This is a genomic window from Priestia taiwanensis (assembly GCF_014638355.1).
GTDB lineage: Bacteria > Bacillota > Bacilli > Bacillales > Bacillaceae_G > Priestia_D > Priestia_D taiwanensis.
Genome location: NZ_BMFK01000001.1, coordinates 1,949,134 through 1,971,547 on the forward strand (window position 1 = coordinate 1,949,134; position 22,414 = coordinate 1,971,547).

24 protein-coding genes, 1 tRNA gene and 2 pseudogenes are annotated in these 22,414 nt (G+C 38.7%); 7 read left to right on the forward strand and 20 right to left on the reverse strand.

From position 1 onward, the window contains the following. Positions 1-30: 30 nt before the first annotated feature. From IEV41_RS10110 to nrdI, 4 genes and pseudogenes are all read right to left on the reverse strand, one after another. Positions 31-987 (reverse strand): annotated as a pseudogene (locus tag IEV41_RS10110) (ribonucleotide reductase barrel domain-containing protein); the annotation flags it as partial. Between the two features lie 165 nt (positions 988-1,152). Next, positions 1,153-1,899, reverse strand: coding sequence for a hypothetical protein (locus tag IEV41_RS10115; RefSeq protein ID WP_188388264.1), 747 nt, complete (start codon positions 1,897-1,899; stop codon positions 1,153-1,155). Positions 1,900-2,046: 147 nt separating this feature from the next. After that, positions 2,047-3,174: pseudogene (locus tag IEV41_RS10120) on the reverse strand (ribonucleotide reductase barrel domain-containing protein); the annotation flags it as partial. Next, positions 3,161-3,520 carry a class Ib ribonucleoside-diphosphate reductase assembly flavoprotein NrdI gene (nrdI, locus tag IEV41_RS10125; RefSeq protein ID WP_188388265.1) on the reverse strand — a complete coding sequence of 120 codons (360 nt, stop codon included), beginning with the start codon at positions 3,518-3,520 and terminating at the stop codon, positions 3,161-3,163. The pseudogene IEV41_RS10120 and the gene nrdI, both read right to left, overlap by 14 nt. A gap of 442 nt (positions 3,521-3,962) precedes the next feature. On the opposite strand from nrdI, the gene IEV41_RS10130 reads away from it, so the two are divergent. Together IEV41_RS10130 and IEV41_RS10135 are read left to right on the forward strand one after the other, a co-directional pair. Beyond that, positions 3,963-6,431, forward strand: a complete 2,469-nt coding sequence (locus tag IEV41_RS10130) for an Ig-like domain-containing protein (protein WP_188388266.1) — start codon at positions 3,963-3,965, stop codon at positions 6,429-6,431. Positions 6,432-6,472: 41 nt separating this feature from the next. Then, positions 6,473-7,000, forward strand: a complete 528-nt coding sequence (locus IEV41_RS10135; protein WP_188388267.1) for a DUF4871 domain-containing protein — start codon at positions 6,473-6,475, stop codon at positions 6,998-7,000. A 96-nt stretch (positions 7,001-7,096) separates the two neighbouring features. Here IEV41_RS10135 and IEV41_RS10140 read toward each other — a convergent pair whose 3' ends face one another. From IEV41_RS10140 to IEV41_RS10160, 5 genes are all read right to left on the reverse strand, one after another. Beyond that, positions 7,097-8,008 (reverse strand): alpha/beta hydrolase, encoded by a 912-nt coding sequence (locus IEV41_RS10140; protein WP_188388268.1) that lies wholly within the window; start codon positions 8,006-8,008, stop codon positions 7,097-7,099. 89 nt (positions 8,009-8,097) lie between these two features. Beyond that, entirely contained in the window at positions 8,098-9,420 is a 1,323-nt protein-coding gene (gene brnQ, locus IEV41_RS10145; RefSeq protein ID WP_188388269.1) for a branched-chain amino acid transport system II carrier protein, read from the reverse strand. Positions 9,421-9,741: 321 nt separating this feature from the next. Continuing rightward, complete coding sequence (locus IEV41_RS10150; RefSeq protein WP_188388270.1) at positions 9,742-10,650, reverse strand: AraC family transcriptional regulator; 909 nt, start codon at positions 10,648-10,650, stop codon at positions 9,742-9,744. Positions 10,651-10,715: 65 nt separating this feature from the next. Continuing rightward, positions 10,716-11,399, reverse strand: a complete 684-nt coding sequence (locus IEV41_RS10155; protein ID WP_188388271.1) for a class I SAM-dependent methyltransferase — start codon at positions 11,397-11,399, stop codon at positions 10,716-10,718. A 115-nt stretch (positions 11,400-11,514) separates the two neighbouring features. Next, positions 11,515-11,835 carry a hypothetical protein gene (locus IEV41_RS10160; RefSeq protein ID WP_188388272.1) on the reverse strand — a complete coding sequence of 107 codons (321 nt, stop codon included), beginning with the start codon at positions 11,833-11,835 and terminating at the stop codon, positions 11,515-11,517. Between the two features lie 215 nt (positions 11,836-12,050). Here IEV41_RS10160 and IEV41_RS10165 point away from each other — a divergent pair, with 215 nt between their 5' ends. Then, entirely contained in the window at positions 12,051-12,548 is a 498-nt protein-coding gene (locus IEV41_RS10165) for a sigma-70 family RNA polymerase sigma factor (RefSeq protein ID WP_188388273.1), read from the forward strand. Between the two features lie 31 nt (positions 12,549-12,579). Here the strand turns inward: IEV41_RS10165 and ykzS are convergent, their stop codons facing one another. The 3 genes from ykzS to ytfJ form a co-directional block, all read right to left on the reverse strand. Further along, complete coding sequence (gene ykzS / locus IEV41_RS10170) at positions 12,580-12,774, reverse strand: protein YkzS (RefSeq protein WP_188388750.1); 195 nt, start codon at positions 12,772-12,774, stop codon at positions 12,580-12,582. A 61-nt stretch (positions 12,775-12,835) separates the two neighbouring features. Next, complete coding sequence (locus IEV41_RS10175; RefSeq protein WP_229722187.1) at positions 12,836-13,729, reverse strand: CPBP family intramembrane glutamic endopeptidase; 894 nt, start codon at positions 13,727-13,729, stop codon at positions 12,836-12,838. 145 nt (positions 13,730-13,874) lie between these two features. Further along, positions 13,875-14,423 (reverse strand): GerW family sporulation protein, encoded by a 549-nt coding sequence (ytfJ, locus tag IEV41_RS10180; RefSeq protein WP_188388274.1) that lies wholly within the window; start codon positions 14,421-14,423, stop codon positions 13,875-13,877. Positions 14,424-14,539: 116 nt separating this feature from the next. On the opposite strand from ytfJ, the gene IEV41_RS10185 reads away from it, so the two are divergent. Together IEV41_RS10185 and tet are read left to right on the forward strand one after the other, a co-directional pair. After that, positions 14,540-15,100, forward strand: a complete 561-nt coding sequence (locus IEV41_RS10185; protein WP_188388275.1) for a GNAT family N-acetyltransferase — start codon at positions 14,540-14,542, stop codon at positions 15,098-15,100. A gap of 174 nt (positions 15,101-15,274) precedes the next feature. Next, positions 15,275-17,215: a tetracycline resistance ribosomal protection protein gene (tet, locus tag IEV41_RS10190; protein WP_188388276.1), complete on the forward strand. Its 1,941-nt coding sequence runs from the start codon at positions 15,275-15,277 to the stop codon at positions 17,213-17,215. Between the two features lie 37 nt (positions 17,216-17,252). Here tet and IEV41_RS10195 read toward each other — a convergent pair whose 3' ends face one another. Then, the gene (locus IEV41_RS10195) at positions 17,253-17,495 is read right to left on the reverse strand and encodes a hypothetical protein (RefSeq protein WP_188388277.1); all 243 of its coding nucleotides are present in this window, start codon (positions 17,493-17,495) and stop codon (positions 17,253-17,255) included. Between the two features lie 102 nt (positions 17,496-17,597). Between IEV41_RS10195 and IEV41_RS10200 the strand changes: the two genes are divergently transcribed. Then, positions 17,598-18,158: a histidine phosphatase family protein gene (locus tag IEV41_RS10200; RefSeq protein WP_188388278.1), complete on the forward strand. Its 561-nt coding sequence runs from the start codon at positions 17,598-17,600 to the stop codon at positions 18,156-18,158. Between the two features lie 210 nt (positions 18,159-18,368). Here the strand turns inward: IEV41_RS10200 and IEV41_RS10205 are convergent, their stop codons facing one another. From IEV41_RS10205 to IEV41_RS10230, 6 genes are all read right to left on the reverse strand, one after another. Continuing rightward, positions 18,369-18,767: a hypothetical protein gene (locus IEV41_RS10205; protein ID WP_188388279.1), complete on the reverse strand. Its 399-nt coding sequence runs from the start codon at positions 18,765-18,767 to the stop codon at positions 18,369-18,371. 39 nt (positions 18,768-18,806) lie between these two features. Beyond that, the gene (locus IEV41_RS10210; RefSeq protein WP_188388280.1) at positions 18,807-19,439 is read right to left on the reverse strand and encodes a DUF3953 domain-containing protein; all 633 of its coding nucleotides are present in this window, start codon (positions 19,437-19,439) and stop codon (positions 18,807-18,809) included. A 5-nt stretch (positions 19,440-19,444) separates the two neighbouring features. Then, positions 19,445-19,627 carry a hypothetical protein gene (locus IEV41_RS10215; RefSeq protein WP_188388281.1) on the reverse strand — a complete coding sequence of 61 codons (183 nt, stop codon included), beginning with the start codon at positions 19,625-19,627 and terminating at the stop codon, positions 19,445-19,447. Further along, on the reverse strand, positions 19,620-20,198 hold the full coding sequence (locus IEV41_RS10220) for a sigma-70 family RNA polymerase sigma factor (RefSeq protein WP_188388282.1): 579 nt from the start codon (positions 20,196-20,198) through the stop codon (positions 19,620-19,622). Before IEV41_RS10220 ends, IEV41_RS10215 begins: the two co-directional genes overlap by 8 nt. Before the next feature lie 124 nt (positions 20,199-20,322). Next, positions 20,323-20,393 (reverse strand) — tRNA-Cys (locus IEV41_RS10225). Continuing rightward, entirely contained in the window at positions 20,389-20,595 is a 207-nt protein-coding gene (locus IEV41_RS10230; RefSeq protein ID WP_188388283.1) for a hypothetical protein, read from the reverse strand. The genes IEV41_RS10225 and IEV41_RS10230 overlap by 5 nt, the downstream gene beginning before the upstream one ends. Before the next feature lie 148 nt (positions 20,596-20,743). Between IEV41_RS10230 and IEV41_RS10235 the strand changes: the two genes are divergently transcribed. Next, on the forward strand, positions 20,744-21,463 hold the full coding sequence (locus IEV41_RS10235) for a phospholipase A2 family protein (RefSeq protein ID WP_188388284.1): 720 nt from the start codon (positions 20,744-20,746) through the stop codon (positions 21,461-21,463). Positions 21,464-21,534: 71 nt separating this feature from the next. On the opposite strand, the gene mle is transcribed toward IEV41_RS10235, so the two are convergent. After that, positions 21,535-22,398, reverse strand: a complete 864-nt coding sequence (gene mle, locus IEV41_RS10240) for an alpha/beta fold macrolide esterase (protein ID WP_188388285.1) — start codon at positions 22,396-22,398, stop codon at positions 21,535-21,537. Between the last annotated feature and the right edge of the window lie 16 nt (positions 22,399-22,414).

The following is a 22,414-nucleotide window of genomic DNA, read 5'->3' on the forward strand; positions in this document are numbered from 1 at the left end:
AGGCTTCGATTCGCTGTTGTTCTTTCTATATCACACAACACAAGCTACGCATTCTTCTACGCTTAGTTTACGCGTACGCGTGTAGTATAAGCTCTTTAAGCCTTTTTTGTTCGCATAAATGTAGTAGCGTGCAAGTTCTCGTGTTGAAATATCACTATTTACATATAGTATTGTACTAATACCTTGATCGATATGTTCTTGTACTTCCGCAATCAAATCGATGATCTTAAATTGATTCATGTCGTACGATGATTTATAGAACCAGAAGTTCTCACGCGATAAGTAAGGCATTGGATAGTACGTCGTTGAGTTCGCATATGTGCGTGACTCGATGACATTTACAATCGGCATCACACTTGACGTTGCATTTTGCACGTAACTAATCGACTGTGTCGGCGCAATTGCTAGGCGATATGCATTGTATAAGCCATGTGCTTGTACTTCTTCTTTTAACGCCGCCCAGTCCGCTTGCGTCGGAATGTGCATACCTTCGAATAACGCTTGTACTTTCTCTGAATTCGGCGCATAATCTGTTTCTTCGTACTTCATGAAGTATGTGCCTTTTGCATATTCACTTCGGTCAAAGCCTTTAAATGCTACACCGCGCTCTTTCGCAATTAGCATACTCTTCTCAATCGAGTAGAAGTTCAGCATCATGAAGAATGTACGTGCAAAGTCTTTCGCCTCTTCACTTTCAAAGGCAATTTTATTCTTCGCTAAGTAGCCATGTAAGTTCATTGCTCCTAAGCCTACTGAATGAAGCTCATCATTAGCTTTCTTCACTGTCGGTGCATTCGGGATTGTCGTCATGTCCGATACAGCTGTCAGTGCTTCCATACCAGCATGAACTGCTTCTTTCATCTCTTTATTTTCCATTACGTTCACAATATTTAATGAACCTAAGTTACAGTTAATATCACGGCGAATCACATCTTCTGTGCCATAATCGTTAATTTCAGATGTTTCTTGAAGCTGGAAGATTTCTGTCCTTTCTCTTCAGTAAGAGTCGCTACGTCTTACCCGCTTTACAGCTGCTGCATGTCGCCATACAGAGGAGACTATATCATCACCTTCAGCATTTATCTGGTCAGGTGCTCTGCTTTTCCACTCGCTTGAGTGTACTCCCATATGGGATAGTCGTTAGGCTTTTACTTATCGTAATCGTTCAGAAAGTCTCTTATAGGTAGGAAATTCATTATTATCTAATCTTCTAATAGTAGTCGCAACAGAAACCCCTATATCATATGAAGCCTCTTTTATACTTGAGTAGATTACACCGTCTATCTCTACAGTACAGGTAGGGTGATTGTTTACCTTCCGAATCACTTTGTTCTTTGGTACAACCCTTTCCCATGTAGGATATGCGTCTGAATCCAAACGGTAGTTTATAGTTGTAACATTCATATTAAGACATCTTGCTGCTTCACTCTGACTTCTATAGGTTATCCCCTCAATCATAACCGCTCTATTATTTGCTTCTTTAACGGAAGCAATCATATGAGGAGTCTTAGCTTTACCGTATTGGTGGTTCTTTTTACCACTCATATGTTGTCTCTTCAATTCACGAGTTATCTCTTTATGAGGATTAGTTATAAAAGTATCTCCACCAATTGAAGTCAATTTAATATTATAGTAAAGCGATGATTCTACAGCATCATACATCTTAATCAATTGTTCCTCAAGTATATTAAGTTCTTCATCTGAGTAGGCTTGGCAAAGAATTCTTCTCTTAAAGTTATTCTTTCCATACTTGGCAATAGCTCTTTTTAAGTAAAGACCTGAACCAAGATACGTACGCCAGCTATTTTGTCTATGATAGATACATTTCCCAATATATTTCATACCATTAACCATATTAATCGTTTCATATACAAACCCATAAGGCACTTTCCGTTCCACTTTGCAATCCCCCATCAATCAAATTAGGCTATACAACTGGAATCTTTACATTACGATAAGATTTAGCACGGTAGGTTACGTCAGAGACGCTTTCCCCGTTTAACAGAGTTTTCGACGACTATTTCTAGTCGAAGGTGCTAGCAATTAACACAAGTTACTCATCTTCACTTGTCCAAGATCTTTCAGTGGATGTTGGTCATTCGCATTTGTTTTGTACATGAAGTACGGATAACCTGACTCCAACTGAATCATCGCAATCTTGATTAACATATCACGCGCACTTAAGCTTAGTGATTTCTTCTTCACATTCGGATTCGCTACTAACTCGTCGTACATTTCGTCGATATCAATATCGTCTAAATGCTTGCCGTACTCTTTGAATACTGTGTAAGGAGCGAATACATATAACGGCTTATCTTGCTCCGCTAGTTCGAAGAATTTGTTCGGTACGATAACACCGATTGATAACGATTGAATACGCGTCTTCTCATCGGCATTGATTTTCTTCGAGTCAAGGAACTCTATAATATCCCAGTGGAAAATGTTTAAGTATACTGCTCCGGCACCTTTACGTTGGCCTAGTTGGTTGGCATAAGAGAATGAATCCTCTAACAACTTCATAACTGGCATAACACCACTTGCAGCATTTTCAATTTCCTTAATTGCTTCACCGCGCGCACGTAATTTTGATAAATTAAGTGCCACACCACCGCCGATTTTCGATAGTTGCATCGCTGTATTAATGTTAAATCCAATTGAATTCAGGCTATCGTCCATTTCAAGTAAGAAACATGATACCATCTCACCGCGGCGACTTCTTCCTGCATTTAGGAAAGTTGGAGTTGCTGGTTGGTAGTTTTGCTTAATAATCATGCGAACGTATTGCTTCGCCTTTTCTACATCACCAGCTGCTAAGTATAGAGAAACGATTGTTACACGCTCTTCATATCCTTCTAAATATTGATTTCCATCATTCGTCTTTAAGGCGTAGTCAATATAGAATTTCGATGCAGCCATGTACGATTGGAACGAGAAGTTCGCGTCGTATGCTACTTGGTATATTTCCTCTAGCTCGTCCACCGTATATTGGTCAAATACGTCGTAGTAATAATCATTCTCCACCATGTATCTTAGTCGTTCTTCAACTGTAGAGAATGTTACTTTCTTCGTTTCCACTTCCTCCAAGAATGCTTCCATCGCTTCCTTGTCTTTCTCTAGTTGGTAGAACCCGTCCACTTTTTTCGTAATCTCATTATTCAACTCAACATGCTTCAAGCTGCTCTACTCCTTTAATAAAATGTTCTACGTCTTTCGTTGTGCCCGCCATCTCAAACTTCGTTAACACTGGCACGTTATATTCTACAGATATTTTGTCCGCACTCGCTGCAAATGAAGTTCCCCAGTTACGGTTCCCACTTGCAGAAACACCTCGTAAATATCGTGCATTTTCATCTAAAAAATCCCTTACAGAATCCGGTACACTTCCAAACCCTGTCGTATACGTCACAAGAATAAAGTCCGTATCCATCTTCAGATCGTCGTGTATTTTTATTGACGGCATTTGCAACTTATTAACAAAGCGTTTGACATTCCCCGTCATTGAATCATAAACAATTACCATTCCGATTCCTCCCCCAGCACGGATATGTTGTACTTGCGTCTTTTTAAATTCTACTACATATTGTAGTACCATTTTCAAAACAACACAAGATATATGTTGGTTTTATTTTCGAAAGAAAAACGACACGAAGGAAGGACATATTTTTACATATATAAACTCTATAAAAAAGCATTTTAAAACTGATGTCAATACAGGGGGAAAAATGTTTTTTGTCAAATTGTTTATCGATATTTTTACAAAAAACCGCGAAGCCTTGGGGCACATGGACCGAACGTATTTTCTTGTTTTTCTAATAAAAAATAATCATAATTTTTCAACTTTCTAAGGTCGAAATGTGACAAGCCTAAAAATTTGTCCGCCTATTTTTCAACTTATTTCATCCTCTCTTTCATCTCCGCATATACTAGGATATCCTTACTATAAAATGGAAGGTGAATAGAAAATGAAGGATGAACAAGACATAGCTCCAACAATTCGTATCATTCGGCGAACGGATAAAGAAAAAGTCATCATTGGGGATATCGTCCGGTATTCCGTGACACTCCATAATGATTTTCCATATATGGTCACAGGACTCACTATCGTAGAAAATATTTCCCCTGATGTACTTTTACTTCCCGATAGCTTTTCGTGTGAAAATGCACGACTAACAATCGATCAAGCTTCTGCGATATTAACATGCCATACACTAGAGGCCTACGAACAAGTGACGTTTTACTACCAAATACTCATTACAAATCGACCCACTTCTCTTCTGTATGCAAGTTCGAGCACCGTTACGTACACCGCTATTGAAACGGAATACACAATTACGACAGATCCGCACTCTCTTACTGCTATTACAACTGCATCATCAACCGGTTCACACGTCCCACAAACAAATTCATCAGATCAATCAGATACATCATTTATGAATCGCTTTGCACAGAAAATAAATATTCCAATCGTCTATGATTACCGTATTTCAACGCCCATGAACCTGCGAGCGGAAGGTAATTTACGCGAAACACATTACGTATCATTTCAAATTCAACGTCAACCAAAACATGGAATAGCCGACATTAATACAGAAGGTAAATGGTCATATACACCATACCAAGACCATATCGGAACAGATTTCTTTATCATCGATATATTTGATCATTTCGGAAACAAATATTACTTCAATATGATAATTTCTACGCAGAAAATTATTTCACCAACACACCCAACCATCATCCAACACGACGATGGACGAAGAAATATGAATAATCGAGCAAAAGCAATCACTGTCTCACAACCAGAAGCGAAGGAAATAATCCCTACTATTTCACCTTCTCCTGAACTTGACGTTTCGCCTATTTCAGAGCAGTCGATTTCCAGCGAGGAACGAACACCTACTACGGATACTTTTGTTCTTACAAGCGAAAACAATACGTACAATAAGCAGCCATCTAGTTATGGGTCTTTTTCTCCTAATAGCCTTAATCGCTCATACGATGAACAACTACCTCTTTACACAGAAAGCATTCCTACTAATGAAGACCTTTCTTCTGATGAGCAGCCGCCTATTCTTGCAGAAAACATTCCTGTTGATGAAAATGTAACTGCTGACGAGCAACTGCCTATTTATATAGAACCTGTTCCTACTAACGAACTTATTTCTTCCGATGAACAGCCGCCTATTCTTGCAGAAAACATTCCTATTGATGAAAATATAACTGCTGACGAGCAACTGCCTATTTATATAGAATCTGTTCCTACTAACGAACTTATTTCTTCCGATGAACAGCCGCCTATTCTTGCAGAAAACATTCCTATTGATGAAAATGTAACTGCTGACGAGCAACTGCCCATTTATATAGAATCTGTTCCTACTAACGAACTTATTTCTTCCAATGAGCGACCACCTATTTACGTGGAAATTCTACCTATTGATGAACCTGCTACTTCGGACGATCAATTACCTATTCATGCAGAACTTGTTCTTTCTAACGAAGAGACTTCTTTCAATGAAGATACCCTTGCGCATGAAGAATCTATCATAAATACGATAAGTAATTCTCATGCTGAAATAGAAGAACAACTCACCTTTGACGACCTCATGGATGAATTAGAAGAAGAAGCTGGCATAGCAGAACAACTTTCGTTTGATGACATCATGTTCACTCCTCATGACACGAAACAAATAGTTGAACAAACCAAAAAAGCGAAACAGACTATTTATATGGAAGAAAAAGGAATGGGAGAAGGGAACTCCGTCGTTGAAGAAGAGACTATTCTGCATAGCGAACATGTTGTTCTGAATGCAGAGCCCACTATACGGGAAGATGACCCCGTTGTTAAGAAAGAAACTTTTTTGCATAACGTACATGTTATTCTAAATAAAACGCCGACTATAATGGAAAGTAACCCTGTTGTGAAAGAGGAGACTGTTTTACCTAACGAGCATATTGTTCTGAATATAGAGCCTACTACAGAAGAAGTCCCAATAGACGCTACGAGTAACACACAGGAACAAGAACCTGTAGCCCCTTTGTCGCTTAACGTACTAGAAGCGGCATATATGGGCGCAATTGATGAAACGGAACCACAACAAGAGGAACCTACTCTGCAACAAGAAACCCCTGTACAACAATCTCTCATGCCGTTAGGAGCGAATATGGCGCAAGCAAGTATGCCCTCATTCCACCATTACAACTTACAACTCGTTCATAAGCGTTCACTTATCCCAGTTTCACTTAGTCATCATGACGACGAAGCAACACCATTTAAGCTCGTTAATACAAAAGGAGACTTTGGAACGTTTAGTTATTTAACGAGAAAAGGAAATTCGATGCAAGAAGAATTTTTCACTGTCAACTTGACGAAATTCATGGTTCAAAGTCGTCAAGTCGTTCACCATAACGAAGGCTCACACCACGGCGAATAATCATCATAAGAGACATGGCCTAGTAGTAGGAGGAATAATCGTTGAAAAAGAAACGATGGATTAGTATTGCACTATGTATCGCTTTAACAGGGTGTACCCCACTTACGGAGTTAATGCGAGAGGATAAAATGGCATTCACGCCAGACCTCGTCCCATCTTTCTTCCAAGAAACCAATATGGAGAACGTCGTTTGGAAAGAAAGTTCAACCTTTCATTACGACGGAGAGAACGTAACTGGAACGAAAGGAAAAGGTGGCGTCGTCGCAACCGAATGGGAATCAGGAGTGATTACAAAAGCAACGTGGCACTTCTTTGGCGAACGTATCCCAACAGGACCATTTAGTATTATGGCAGTGAAAAAAGGGACAACTGAGCCCATTCAAGCTATTGTTCTCCAAGACGAAGCGACAAAAGTGTGGTCAACAACACCAATTACAATGGATAATGTCGATTACGCCGAACACGGTCAACTAGCAGTCAACATGATGCTTCCATCATCAGGCATGTGGGTACTAAACGCATATATTGGCGAAGTATTAACCGAGCAAATTATCATCCATGTAAAATAAACAACCATCCAAAAAAGGTCGAGCACATATACTCGACCTTTTCTTATACCTTTAACGAAACAAAAGGAGACCGAGCATTCACTCGGTCTTCTTCTGTTACTTCTTATCTACATATGTTGTTAAGAATGTGTCTACTGCTTCTTCATACGCTTCGATATTTTCTGGGTAGGACAACGCGTGTCCTCCATTTGGTGCAAGTAATAGCTGTTTATCCCCTTGCTTCTTCTCATACAACTCTTCTGTCATATGAACCGGAATATACATATCATCCACACTATGAATGAATAAAATAGGACTCTTCACTTTGTCGATTACTTCAATTGGCGATACTTCTTCCACACGGTATCCGTCGCGCATACGTAAAAATAAGTTCGCTAGCGGAATAAGTGGCCATTTTGGTAACTTATAGTCTTCCTTCAAGCGGTAAATTAACTGCTCCTGGAAGTCAGAGAACGGGCAGTCTGCAATATAGAAGTCTGCGCCGTCTTCCACGTATCCTGCATACTGCAATAATGTACAAGCACCCATCGATTCACCGTGAATACCTAATGTCATGTTGTCACCGAAACGTTTTCGTACCCAGTCAACAACCGCTTTTAAGTCATACTTTTCATAATAACCGAAGCTTGTCGTTTTTCCACCTGATTTGCCATGACGACGGTGATCGTAAATGATTACATTGTATCCCTTCTTTAAGAAATATAAGCAATACTTCACAGAGTTTAAGTAGCTCGTCGTTACACCATGACAGAAAACCATGTATTTTGTTGATCCTTCACTCGGAATGAAGTAACCATGTAATTTATATCCATACGGTGAAGGGATATGAATCTCTTCTTTTCGTAATGATTCGAATACTTCTTTATCAAACAGGTCAGATTGGCCTTCTTTTCGTTCAATCTCTTCTTCTGTTTTCTTCTTCATATACATTAATTTATTTGTAAAATATAATCCTGCACCAACTGTTGCGGCTGCTGTTACACCTAGAACCTTTAATACTTTCTTCATATAAATCCTCCACATGTTGTGTTATCTACTCTATTGTATGATGATTTATACTTTATTTCCACATTTGCACCATTATTTCTGGATAACGGTTAGTTTATTACTGCCTCTCGTCTCTTCGTCGCTACCATCATCACAAGTGTCACAACGATTGCTGGAAGTAACCAGCCCATCCCTACATTATATAAAGGAATAGAACGTACTACACTCGTTACACCTGGAATCACGATATTCAATGCATCCAGCTCAACAATTAAGCTAATAAGGAACGTTACACTCACACCAGCAATATATACAGCTGGACGATCTTTAATAATGCGATCGATAAACGCATATAAGATTAACACAATTACAACTGGATAAATGATTTTTAAGACTGGTAATGATAATGCAATTAATGAATTTAATCCTAAGTTCGCAATACCGAAACTAAAGATAGAAATGTATAATACCCACTGCTTGTACATAATACGTGGGAAGATTTTCGTAAAGTACTCTGAACATGCGCAAATTAATCCAACAGATGTTGATAAGCACGCAACAGCAATTGTAATTGCCAACAATACAAGGCCCAATTCACCGAATAAGTGAGACACCACAGTCGTTAATAATACACCGCCGTTATCGAATTGTCCTAAAGCTCCGCTCGTCGCGCCAATATACGTTAAGCCGAAATAAATTAATGATAAACCTACTGCGGCAATAACACCTGAAATAATGACATATTTTGAAATAACACTTGGTTTCTCAATACCAAACTGCTTTACCGAAATAACGACAACACTTCCGATAACTAATGCTGCCATCGCATCCATCGTTAAGAATCCTTCTACGAACCCTTGGAAAAATGCACGTGATTGATACATTTCGTTCGGCATTGCCATATCACCTACTGGCGTAACAAATGCTTTAATAATAATTGCACCAACAATAACTAATAAAATTGGTGTCATTACCTTTCCAATCGCATCTACTAATTTCGTAGGATTTAAACAAACGAAATAGTTTACAGTGAAATAAAGAGCTGTCACGATTAATAATAAGTACCATTCATTCGCTAGTTCAGCTGGAAGGAATGGCTGTACACTCATTGTGAATGTAACAGTAGCTGTTCGTGGTACCGCAAAAAACGGTCCGATTGCTAAGTACAGAACTAAGACGAATCCAGCCCCAAATAGCGGGTGAACACGATCAACTAATGTTCGTACGTTTCCATTAAATAAAGCTACAGCACTTACTCCTAATAATGGTAATCCGACCCCTGTCACGAGAAATCCAATTAATGCCGGCCATACGTTTGTACCTGCTTGCGCTCCTAACAACGGCGGGAAAATAAAATTACCTGCACCGAAGAAGATGGCAAATAACATAAATCCTAATGAGATAATTTGTGACGGTCGTAATGTAGTATTCATAGCTATCCCCTATCCTTTTGTAAAATCCGATAAGTAATCGGTTTAGTATCTAGCAAATTCTACCTGTACATACAGGTTCACTAGTGTTTTTATATTTTTTAAATTTTCTCATAATTTAAAGTGAATACGTGTTTTATTATAGTAAGACCTCGTACTTATTTCAACCTTTTTTTGATTTTTTTCTACAATTTTCGACCAATTTCCTTATATTTCATTCATTTCCAGCTAAATAGGAGACCTTCTTCCTAGAAAATCTCACATCACCCATTCTATATTCTCACAAAAAAAGCCAACCTCCTTCATAGGAGATTGGCTCTTATCTTACTTCGTTACTTTTCGTACTGGAATGTGGATCTCAATTTGTAGTAAGTCATTCTTATCTTCGTGGCACTTTTCATCATAACGCTCGAACTCGAACGTTCCTGCATGCTCGTAACCGGAATGTGGGAACCACTCAGCAAAGATTTTTTGCCACGTTTGTTGAATCGATGCCACAAACTCTTCCTTCTCCACTTTCGGTGTCGTGAAGACTGCATACGTTGTTTCTGGGAATGAACGCCCTATCATTCCTTCTGGCACATTCTCCAAAGAGGTTGCTTCCATTCCAATAATATATGTGATACTCCCTGCCTCGAAATTATAATCCGTACAAAGACCTAGTTCCACGTATTCATTTGTATGCACACGGTATGGAATCTTATCTCCCAAACCCTTTTGTAAATAATCTTGCCAGAACGCTGGAATGTCTTTTTGATTTTTTTCACCCTTCATTGATGTTTCCATTGCATAGCCAATTAAATCAAACCCCGGTTTTGTTTCAATACGATAATCCATCTTAATTCCTCCCAAATAAGAATGTAGTTGGTACTTCATCACATCGATCTTCGGGTACACAGGTGCGTGTATCCCTCTCTTCCTATATTCACTCGGTGTCATCTCAAATAACTTCTTGAAGGCTCTAGTCAACGTTTCATGAGATTGGAAACCATACGTAAGCGCAATATCGAGAATTTTCTCATCCGTATGGGAAATGTCATAAGCCGCGCGCGCCAACCTTCGCTTACGTACATATTCCATGACGGTATCTCCCGTCATCATGTGGAACACCCTGTGATAATGATAGTCAGAGAATCCTGCAACCATCGCCAAGTCTGTTAAACTCACTTTTTCTGCTAACGCTGTTTCAATATAATCGATACTGCGTTGTATTTGTTTCTCGTACTCATTCATTTCGTTCACCTACCTTACAGTTCTTATCATACTGGAAACAAAACATTCGTTCTTGACGTTTCTTGCTAACTTCGTTGCACGACATATGTAATGGCATCTGTCTTCAAATGTATATCTTGCTTATCTCGCTGAATAGTAAATTGTAAATGCTTTACCTCCCTCTTAATACTTGTCCATCCTCTATATGTATCGTCGAGTAACGCTAACATGTCTTCCGTTTTCATATTCACTTCTAGTAACGGTTCTAATTTAACACCTGTCAAGACATCAGTTTCTTCTATATTACTGTTCACCACAAAATAATGCATCCCATTTGCCCTCGTACCAACTTTCATTCGTCGCAAAAATTTCCGTAAAACCGCTTCCGATGAAACATGTTCAAGACTCGAAATCGCAACGATATAATCGTATGTATTTTCTTCGATGTGCATAGTATCAATTTCAGCTTCCATACATGTTAACTTATGTGCAACGTTATGTTGGTTACCGTACTCCATTAGCTTTTCTAATGCAATTGGCAGTAAGTCAACACAATCAACGCTTCCGTACTTCGCAAGCGGAATACTATGTCGTCCGACTCCACAACCGAGATCAAGTATACGTAGTGGCTTATCTAATTTCTCCGCAACTTCTAGGACAAATGCCACAGGCTTATGAAGCCACGAACCCGATTGAAACAATTCATGTTCCTTATAACATGTTTCATGGTACTCTTTTTCCTTTTGACGTATATACGCAATCCTCTCCATCTTCTCGCCTCCTTGTTGTATCGTTTCGCCACTGTACACATTTTTCCTTTTTTCGACAACAAAAAAAGACCATCCGAAAAGTACACCTACTTTGCACCTTCAGAATATGGTCCTCTTACTCCTCTTTCCCACGTCGCTTACTACCAATGTTAATTACATTGTACATGCGAACGTCATGGAAATTCCCGTATAAATCTTTTAACGTAATTGCACTCTCCATGAAATCTACTTCCCATACAACTGCTTGTAGTTCCACAATCGTGTTATCTTGCAAAATCGTAATCGGCACCGTTTTCTTGCTTCGATGTGCCTCTTTCAACATTTTCTTCATAATATGCATATGTTTCCCCTGACTATTCGGGAAAATAATCATACCCATCATTTTCTTATTTTCGTCATTCTCCCAAACATAGTCCCAATGTGGTATACGTTCCATTCCTTCTCCTCCTTTTCTTCTCTATTCTACTTACATCTATTCAACGCATATGCGTTTTATGTTATATATGCCATTCTCTCCTGTCATACACCTCTGACGAAAGAATATTTTCTACTTTTCAACCAGTTCATCTTGATGAGGAATGCTACAGCTTACGCTACGATAAAAGCACCTAGGAATACGTGATAAGCGCTTGTCAAAAGGATGTTTTCCACGTGAATGAAAAACCAGCTACATTTGACGAAACTGTTAATCTATATCAAGGATTCATTAAAAACCAAATTAAGCGACTCAAGATTGATCCGAGAAAGTTCGACGAATTCTATCAAGTTGGCATGATTGGATTATGGAATGCGTATCGCAACTATAACCCAAATAAAGGTACATTCACTACGTGCGTATTCGTTCATGTACGTGGTAGTTTACTTACCGCTTTGCGCGACGAACATAAGTACAACAAAGCTCATCATTTCTACGATACTACTATGTGTGATTTCTTTCAAGGTAAAAGCGACATTGTCTTACAAAAAGAAATAATTGAAGGCTACTGTCAACGATTATCACCAACTCAACAGAAGGTAATCATATCCAAATTTGTACACAACAAATCATTCGAAGAGATTGCCACCGAAGAAGGCGTACCTCTCACTAAGGTCCGTTCCTGGTACCGCTACGCCCTAGAAAAATTACGCCACCAAGAAAAAAGAAGATAGGCATTATGCCCACCTTCTTTCTGCCGATTGCTTAGCTACGTGGTTCATCTAAATATGTATACACAAAATCGCCGCCACGCTTCGCAATACCGCGGAAATGCTTGAAATCTTCACGTTTAATTAGCACTTGGCGAAACGTTAGAAATTCATCCTTCTTCACACGATATTCATGCAGCTCGCGATTTTGTAATTTATTCAAAACATCTTCTGCTAACTGAAAGTCCATCATCTTCACCTCCCCACTATTTTAACAGAAATAGCGGGGAGGTAAAAACAGAATATTACTCTTACATCTGGACTAGCTCCATAAGCAGATGAGGCGTAGCATTGATGAATCCATGTATTAGAATCAACACCCAAACGTTACGATATTTAGACCAAAGATATCCAAGGAATAAACCCGTCACGCCTTGATTAGCTATCACAGATGCTAAATCTACACTCGTTGCTCCAGTACTTTGAATAACCATATGCCAACTCGCCCAAAGGATAGATGTAAAAAGGATAGCAGGCCACCTTCCTACCAACACCTCCAAACGAGTTTGCAACCAAACTCGATAAAATATTTCTTCTAGCAAACTATTAATGAAGAAACCAACAATTAACGCTATTGCTAACATAGCTATATCCACTCTATCATTTGACACATACGGCACAGCATACACGGAAAAGAAATTTATATAAAACCACACACCAAAAATAATAATAGGACCAAACCAATGCCACCTAGTAGAAGAAGCAGACTTTATAGATGCAGACTGTTCAACGTGATAAAACCTCGAAATGTAGAACATAGCCAATGGAATAACCAACAAAAAAACAAGTTTGAGTATGACATACCATAACTGGAACTCTGCCTCCTCCTTGTTATCTACTAACATAAGAGACGTCGTAAATAAGAGTGCTCCTATCGTTAAAGCCCACGTTTGAATAAGAAGTAACTGTTTGTGTAGAGTACTAAGCGGCTGATGCATAACAAGACGAAAAAGCAGAAAACGAATGAGTATAATACCAACAAGAACAGGTATCCACCGGTTCCATATGGGAATCGTCCCCTCATGATCTGCGGTATAACGGATAGATACATTACCACTCCATACTAACCACCATGTTGCAACAAAAAAGATAACAATACCTACACTTCCAATAACACGACCAACTATAGGATAACGTACGTCCACATTTCCCACCCCTATTTTTATATTCCCTCTTTCCACATCGATGCCATTATAATACACCTACACAATCATGGAAATAATTAACTTATTATACAAAAGAAAAAGTACATCACGAAATACGTGATGTACCCTTGAACACTTATTCTACTCACGCAAATGGATCAAGTTCGTCTTTCTTTTGCGTCGATTGGCTTGATGATGTTGGTGGTGGTGTACTTGGCGGCGGTGTTTGTGCTGCTTGTTGAGCTGCTTGCGCCTGTTGCTGTGCTTGTTGTTGCGCTTGTTGTTGCGCTTGGTTACCTCCACCCATCATGCTTTTAATTTTGTCTAATGTTTGCGGCGCAACATCGATTACTTTTTCAATTAAATGCGTGCCGTCTTTTAAGTGCATGATGTTGATACCATTTTGATTCACAACTAGGAATGCAACTGGAGAAATGGATACACCACCTCCGCTACCTCCACCGAACGGATAAGATGTTACTGGCTTGTTATGCTCTTGCTTAGACGATGCACTTGACGATGCGTTGAAATCACTACCACCTGCACCAAATCCAAAACCAACCTTTGATACCGTTAAAATAACGCCACCATCTGGTGTTTGAATCGGATCGCCTAAGATTGTATTCACATCCACCATTTGTTTTAAATTTTCCATCGTAGCTTTCATAAGCCCTTGAATTGGATGATCTGCCATGATTTATTCCTCCTTTATGTATTCCCCCCTATTTTTTCCATAATTTATTATTTCATTCCTATATCCGAAAAAATGCTATAATGGAATAGAAAAAAATGAAAAACGAGGCGATAACAATGATTAGACAAGGAATCAAAGCAGATTCAAAAGAAGCAGCGATTCTACTGTACGAAACATTAGAAGGCATTGCAGTAAAGTTAACGGGCGGTACAACAGACGAAGAAGTACTAGCTACACTAGAAGATTTCTTCCAGCAAGAAGTAAACCGTCTGAACTATACAAATGCATTCGTTAAAGTCATCGACAACAAATTAGCTGGCATTATGATTGCCTATCACGGCAAAGACGCTGAAGCAATCGATGCTCCAATTATCGAACACTTACGTACATTAAAAAATGATGCAACAATTACAATTGATAAAGAAGCGGAAGAAGATGCTTACTATATTGATACATTATCGGTAAACGCAGAATTCCGTGGCCAAGGTATCGGCACAGACTTAATGAAAGCTGCCGAAGACTATGCAAAAGAACAAGGCTACGACAAAATTTCGTTAAACGTCGAGTACGATAATGAACGTGCACACAACCTATATACGAAAGTCGGCTTCAAAGAAGAAAAAACAATTACGATTATCGGCAAGAAGTTTTATTACATGGTGAAAGAATTAGCATAATAGAAACGGCATATCCTGCAACGGGGTATGCCGTTTTTATCTTTCTATACGTTGAAAATTATCAGAATTATCGTATAATAAAGATATTATAAAAGACTGGAGTGATTTCAATGCAAAAAATGAATAAACGAAATGAGGAGAGAAAAATGAGAAGCGAAATGAGGATTATCATACATGAAAACAATAAATATAGGGATTGTGGCGCACGTGGACGCCGGAAAGACGAGTTTGACTGAGCGTATTTTATTTGAAACAAATGTTATTGACCAGATTGGACAAGTAGATAAAGGGAATACCCAAACAGACTCGATGGAGTTAGAAAGGCAACGAGGTATCACAATTAAAGCATCCGTCGTATCTTTTTTGATTAATGATACAAAGGTGAACCTCATCGACACACCAGGACACGCAGACTTCATCGCAGAAGTGGAACGGTCTTTCCGTGTGTTAGACGGCGCTATCTTAGTTATCTCAGCAGTTGAAGGTGTGCAAGCACAGACGAAAGTATTGATGCGGACATTACAGAAACTGCGAATTCCAACGATGATTTTTATAAACAAAATTGATCGCGGTGGTGCACATACGCAAAATGTCATTAAACAAATAAGGGAAACTCTTTCAGAGAACATTCTCCCTTTTTATCAAGCAATAGACGAAGGAACAAAGTACGCTGCAATTTATCAATCTAACATGCATGAAGCATACATCGAAGTGTTAGCACCGCACAACGAGTCATTACTTGAATCATATGTGAATGGTGATTGTATATCAGAAGCAACATTACAAAAAGAATTCATTCATCACGTTCAACAAGGAAATGTTTATCCAGTTTTTCTCGGTTCAGCAATGACGGGGATCGGTATATCTGAATTACTCGAACGTATTTCAATGATGATTCCACCAACGCCTCGAACCACTAACATATTGTCTGGAGTTGTTTTCAAGATTGAACGAGAACCTTCTGGAGAAAAGGTTGCATACATCCGCTTATTCTCTGGGTTTTTATACGTTCGAAAAGATATCGACATATGTCGTGACAATGCACTATCTCATCGAGAAAAGGTAAAAAAACTGCATATCTTTCAACAAGGAACGACGATACAAGTACCGTCTGTTCATGCGGGGGAATTTTGCAAAGTATGGGGGCTTCACGATATTAAGATTGGAGACGTTGTCGGTGAAGTCTCGCATTATATAAAAGATATTTCCTTTGTAAAGCCACAAATGGAGGCAATGATTCAAGCAACACAACAAGGAAATGAACACGCCTTATTTGAGGCGCTAACAGAGCTAGCGGAAGAAGATCCGCTCATTCACATATGGAAAGACGATATTCATCAAGAATTATACATTCGACTATTTGGTGACGTACAAAAAGAAGTGGTAGAAGCGACACTAAGAGATAAATACGGGCTAGAGATACGATTCTCTGCTACGAGAATCGTCTGTATCGAAAAGCCACTCCGGAGCGGGCATGTGGTTGAACAAATGGGTGAACGGACGAATCCATTTTACGCAACCATTGGCTTGAGTGTAAAACGAGGCCCATCCAAATCTGGCATCACATATCAATTAGATGTCGAACTAGGCTCTTTGCCTTTGTCATTCCATAAAGCAATTGAAGAAACAGTACATCAAACATTAAAACAAGGGTTGTATGGTTGGGAAGTAACAGATATCATTGTTACCTTAACACATAGTGGCTATGGTAGTTCTGTTTCAACAGCAGGTGACTTCAGAAATTTAACACCGCTTGTCTTAATGGAAGCCTTAAAGCAAGCAGGTACAACCGTATTCGAACCAATAAATGAATTCGAATTAACTGCTCCTACACGTGCAATTAGTACAGCGATATATCGACTGTCAGCAATGCAAGCAACATTTACAGAGCCAATGATGCAACATGGTTCGTTCCATTTAACAGGAACATTACCAATGGCAAAAACAGAAGAATTCAAACGTGGCTTATACTCTTTTACGGAAGGCGAAGGCGTCTTTCTCGCAAAACCGTATGGATATAAGGAGTTAACAGCTCCTTTCCCAACCCGAAAACGAGTAGACTACAATCCGTTGAATCGAAAAGATTATTTACTGCATGTACTTCGAACATACTAAAAGAAAACAGGCATACTCCGTATCAGAGTATGCCTACTTACATGAAATACACAAATAGCTGAAACACGCAAATACCAATCGCCAGTACCCCTAACGTTAATAAGATAAAAAAGTCTATCCTACCATATGCCCTTTGCCATACGAATATGCGAAATGGGATGCCAACAGCTATCAGAATAAGTCCGATTAAAAAATAATACTCTCCAAGATAAAAAGATACGACAAACACGGTAAAAAGCAACAAATCGATTCCGCGTTGCCACACTCTCTCTTGATACATATAATCAGCCCCTTTTTAGCTATACATACAATCTAAACACATGCAATATTCACTATTTTTGACCTATAATTGGATTACCTATTCATACTAGGAGTGATTAAAATGGAAACGAATATTTATTTCATCCGCCATGCAGATTCTCCGTTCATTTTCGGTCAAGAACGAGAACGCCCTCTTTCAGAAGAAGGGGTACAAAGTGCTAAAAGAGTTGTAGAATCGCTAAAGAATATCCCGTTTGACGCTGTTTTTTCCAGCCCTTATATACGAGCAATCCAAACATTAGACGGACTAATAGACCCAGCAACTATTGTAATAGAAGAAAATTTACGCGAACGTGCTTTGAAAGGAGACTACCGATTACCTGAAGAGAAGCGAGAACATGCACACATGCAGTCATTTGGAGATGTAGATTTTTGTTTAGAGGGCGGTGAGGCTCTTCGCGAAGCACAATACCGATCCCTTCCTATCATTTTTCATATTCTTGAAAATCAAGCATACCAGCACGTTGCCATTGGGACGCATGGTAACATTATGACAACTATCTTACATTATTTCGATTCCTCTTTTGACTATACATTTTGGAAATCTACCGAAAAACCAGATATTTATCAAGCAACATTCAGCGGTTTCCATTTACTACGTGTGCAAAAACGAGAATACTAGTATCCAAGTAAGCATGATTAGTACCAACAACATTTGCATGAAGAAAAATATCTTCGGTTCATACATATGACGAAACTCTAAATTACTATATAACCAACCGCTAGCAAGTAGGATAGGTCCAACAGAAAATAATCGCTCTCCCCAAAAAAGAATGCACACAACAAAACATACTATTAGGGATGCATAACGTACAATACGATATGCTCTCACCTATTCTTTTGCTCCACGGTACCGATCAATTAATAGATATACATAGTTACCAATCATGACACAAACCGCACTAATCGACGCGATAAGCAACCCTCTCGCTCCAAGTAACACAACCCAGCCACCCATAAACGTAATAAACAGAAAGAAGTAAAGAAATCCAAGTAATACAATCGCTAACGGAATATTAACCGGGAATAAATACGACCAAAATTTGTACAGTAAAACAGAGAAAATAACGAACAGAAAAAGAAATATCGTGTGAAACATACTCCAAAGGAACACAAATCCAGCTAACCCTTCCTTGGCACTAATGGAATAAATAGCGAATTTCAACGTAATAATCGCAAGGACAATCAAAGTAATTAACACGTACTTGTTTACTTTTTTCAACATTTCCATGTTCATCTACTCCTTTTTCAGACTCCATATTCCTTCACCTTACATTTGAATCGCAATAAGAAAGAGGAAGAATGCCGCCACTATACTAAGCACAAAAAATACTTTGCTCTTTTTTTGAAATTCCTCTACTCCAAGGACAATCATCAATAATCCTACACATGACAATGAAACAGCCATCCCACTAAAGTTTCGTGTTAGTAATGCGTTAATAAATACGATGAGCGTGATACTAACAAGAATAATTTTACTAATTGTCAGCCATATATGCAGTTCTCCTGCACCTTTGTTGAACATATACACGTAATTGACAATGGCTAGTACGATTGAAACAATCAATGCGAATATCATTCCATACAATCCAAGCAAGGAAATCCAGCCAAACATAAACGTCACAAACGAAAAGAAAAAGGAAAATCCAAGCAACAAAATCGCAAGTGGCGTATTAGCTGGGAATAATTTGTCCCAAAATTTATATACCAAAAAGGAAGACAACAGCAATACAAGAAAAAAGATTGTATGCCACATGCTCCACAAAAAACCTAACTTCGATTGCCCTGCATCTGGGGCATCACTTGGAATAAGTAACGAGTATACTGAAAATCCAATCATTCCAATCGCCAATACGACAAGTAAAACAAAAATGTACCTATTTATTTTTTTGAGTGTATCCATATCCCCTAGTCCCTTTCTATGAATTGTAAAAATGTCGGCGTGTCTGTCTGTTGCCATATAGCCTGCTTCTCGAAAATTTTCATTTTCAATTCTTGCTCTAAGTCTTCTCGTTCTTGCGGAGACGTGTAATAGATGTTCTTCTTAATAATTGGTGTAACTGCTTGTAACACTACTTCTATTTCATACATTCTTATCCCTTCTTTCTATCATTTTTTTCACTTTCTGCAACGCACTTTTATGATTATACGAAATTTTTTGTTCGGATTCTCCGAGTAGCTTCGCAACTTCTTTATTCGAAAGTTGATGGACATAGATTAAATTGAGAATGTTCATCTGCAACTCATTCAACTGCTTAAGCGCCCTGTAAACATCTTCATTTTCAATATGCTCCTCTAAAAAATAGGACAACTCACTTACTTCTCTAAACGTGCTATCTTCTATATTTGTATGCAGCTTATCAAGCGAAATACCCTCGTCTGTCCCTTCATACATTACTTGTTTCCTTTGCTTATTTAACCGCTTATCGAAATCAATCGTATAGAACTTGATTAGCTTACTTATATAGCTATACATCTTCGCGTTCCGAAAATGTTCGGTGAACGCCTCGTCAAGCTGCTCTTTGTTGTGCGGAGTTGGTGACAAGATGTAGTTATCCACTAATTGCCTATTTTCTGCTACTTGTAGAAAACGAATCATGATAGGCTCGTTCAATTTCGTCTTATACTTCTCATAAAATGCATCGAGTTGTTCCTTCGTCATACTGCCTCCTCCTTTTACACCCATCATAAAACAAAACATATGTTCTGTAAATAAGAACAAACTAAAAATTTTGATTATTTAACCAAAATAAAAACGACCACTATATAGTGGTCGAAGAGGGAAAAGGTGATAGCCGGATTCGAACCGGCGATCAAGGTTTTGCAGACCAGCGCCTTACCGCTTGGCTATATCACCATAATTCGTTATATGAAATATATATGCCGTGTTTCTTCTGTATGTGCGCATCAAATTGTTTTATTCTTTTCGCATACATACACGCTAAATCTTTATAAAAGTCTTTCTCTTCTTCATCACATTGGCAAATTTCCTTCGACACATGAAGTAATCCCACTCTCAACTCACAACATCTTACTAAATCTTCTTCTAACGTCCTCATCCTATTCACCTCCTGTAGTTATTGTAAGAGAAAGAAACAAAGAAATATCAAAGAAAAAGATTTTTCCTCCTCATTTTGATAATTACGCTTTCCGCTCTCTTTATACAGTAAATCGCGCGATTACAAAATGAAAAGGGAGTTGGAAAAAATGAAAATTGTAGGACATACATTGGCATTTGGGACAAACACGCCTGTATATGCGATGCCAGACCAAAAGCGTACATTGTTACAACAAGTATTGGTGAAAATCGGACAAGACCAACTATTAATAGTAGAACCAGCTGAGCAGAAAGTATACGAAGACCGCTATACATTTGAACAAAACGAACAAGCACTACCAGTGAATGTAACAACAAGCTTCTTAAAGTATAATAACAACGTGAAAGTAAGTATCTTAACGAGCGACAACGAACATTTCGGAAGCATCGCACGTGCTGAATATTTAAAAGGGAACGATCAGAAACAAATTGTCACATTCCTAGACGGTGATCTTCTTACCGATGTGGATCTTTCTACAGACGACCAACAAGTCTATCTTCCGACCTTCGAAGAATATATGCCTCATCAAGATAACGCTACACCAACTAGTTCCATCGACGACTGCTGGTTAAATGGATGTTGCTCATTCCGCTACAACGGCTTACCTTGGAACCCACTCGTGAAATACAATTGGTGTGGTCGAGGTTGTGGTTCTGGAACACCAATTAATCCGTTAGATACTTGCTGCCAAGCACACGATAGTTGCTACGACACAACAGAAAGTGTATGTAGCTGTGACAAGAAGCTAATTGACTGCGCATCGAAGACAGACAATGCTGGTACAGACCGAGTGATTCTCGCATTTAAATTGAAATCGATGTTTTGCTAATACAAAATCCCCCCATCTATTAAAAGATAGATGGGGGGATTTTTATCGATATATAAAGACCTATTAGCCCATTAAACTAGCTTCGAAACAGAAGTATGGGTAAAGATTGCATTAATTATGTGATCCCAGTCATCAGCATGAATTTCATGACCAGTTCCTTCAAGCGTTAGTAAGGATGCTTTTAGAAGTTCATCAGCAAGCGCTATACCATGCTCATAAGGAAGAATTGTATCATGTGTGCCGTGAATCACTAATGCAGGAACAGCTATTTCTTTTATCTTATCCTCGTAATAATCGTCGCCTTTTAGCAGAGCGTGGTTAAACATGCTAAGCAAATTAGTTGCTCGGTTAAAGTCTTGTGTCGTTAACTCACGAACTCTTTTCTCATCGAATAGATGACTTGGACCACAAAGCATACGTGCACCTTCAACTAAATAGTCAATAACAGCTTCTTCATTTGTCCAATCCAACGTAGCTCCTTTAGCATGATAAGTAAACAATCTCTCATCCATTTCTGGTAAGCCTCGATTATTATCATCAGAGCCGAACAGACTGGATGCAATAGCAGTCATACTTAATACTCGCTCTGGATTATGAAATGCTGTCACTTGAGCTATCATACCACCTAATGACATTCCAACAACGTGTGCCTTGTTAATATTATAAGCATCTAGTACTCCAACAGCATCATTTGCCATGTCTACTACCGTATAGTTAGAAGTACCCGGTTCATAATTCATTGAGCGGCCAACATCTCGGTTATCAAATCGAATAACGTACCTTCCTGTATCAGCTAATCGCTGGCAAAACTCCGCATCCCAATAAACCATCGAATTCATCGCTCCATTAATTAATAAAATCGCTTGATTTGTTGGGTTTCCAAAACTCTCTGTACATATAATAACTCCGTTAATTCTAGTCATTTTTTCATTCATTATTTCTTCCTCGTCT